This is a genomic window from Amycolatopsis sp. NPDC003676, assembly GCF_053587275.1.
The window spans coordinates 1-1,090 of record NZ_JBSFNS010000405.1 but is presented as its reverse complement, the minus strand read 5'-3'; the positions used below and the strand labels follow the sequence as shown (position 1 = coordinate 1,090).

Below are 1,090 nucleotides of genomic sequence, written 5' to 3'. Positions count from 1 at the left end.
GTGCGCCTCCGACCCCGACGACGTCGCCCGCGTCGAGGACCGCACCTTCATCTGCTCCGCCGACGCCGCCGACGCGGGACCGACCAACAACTGGGTCGACCCGGTCGACATGCGCACCGTCATGACCGAGCACTACCGCGGCGCGATGACGGGCCGCACGATGTACGTCATCGCCTTCTGCATGGGCCCGCTCGACGCCGCCGAACCGAAGTTCGGGGTGCAGATCAGCGACTCGCCGTACGTGGCGGTGTCGATGCAGATCATGACCCGCTCGGGCACCCCGGTCTGGGAAAAGCTCACCGGCGACACCGAATTCGTGCGGTGCCTGCATTCGGTCGGCGCGCCGCTGGCGGCCGGCCAGGCCGACGTGCCGTGGCCGTGCGACAGCACCAAATACATCGCGCACTTCCCCGAAGCACGCACCATCTGGAGCTACGGCTCCGGCTACGGCGGCAACGCCCTGCTCGGCAAGAAGTGCTTCGCGCTGCGCATCGCGTCGGTGATCGGGCGCGACGAGGGCTGGCTGGCCGAACACATGCTCATCCTCAAACTCACCTCGCCGCAGGGCCGCACGCACTATGTGGCCGCGGCGTTCCCGTCCTCCTGCGGCAAGACCAACCTGGCGATGCTGGAGCCCGCGCTGCCCGGCTGGCAGGCCGAGACCATCGGCGACGACATCGCCTGGCTGCGTTTCGGCGCCGACGGCCGGTTGTACGCGGTCAACCCGGAGGCCGGGTTCTTCGGTGTCGCGCCCGGCACCGGCGCACGCACCAATCCCAACGCGATCGCCACCATCGACCGCGGCAACTCCATCTTCACCAACACCGCGCTCACCGATCAGGGCGACGTGTGGTGGGAGGGCCTGACGAAACAACCGCCCGCGCACCTCACCGACTGGCGCGGCGACGACTGGACCCCGGACTCCGGAACCCCTGCCGCGCATCCGAATTCGCGCTACTGCACGCCGATCGAGCAGTGCCCGTCGGTGGCGCCGGCTGGGCGGCAACAGCCTGCAGTCCGTCCGCCTGGTCGCGCTAGCCCGCCGAGCCGGACTCCGGCTGACCGTGGCCGATGTCCTGACCCACGGCAG

General features: G+C 70.0%; 1 protein-coding gene. It reads left to right on the top strand.

Annotated elements, in window-relative coordinates; translation table 11 throughout:
* Positions 1–1,090: phosphoenolpyruvate carboxykinase (GTP) (locus ACWDNU_RS46775; protein WP_449673574.1), on the top strand; the 1,090-nt coding region annotated here is incomplete at both ends.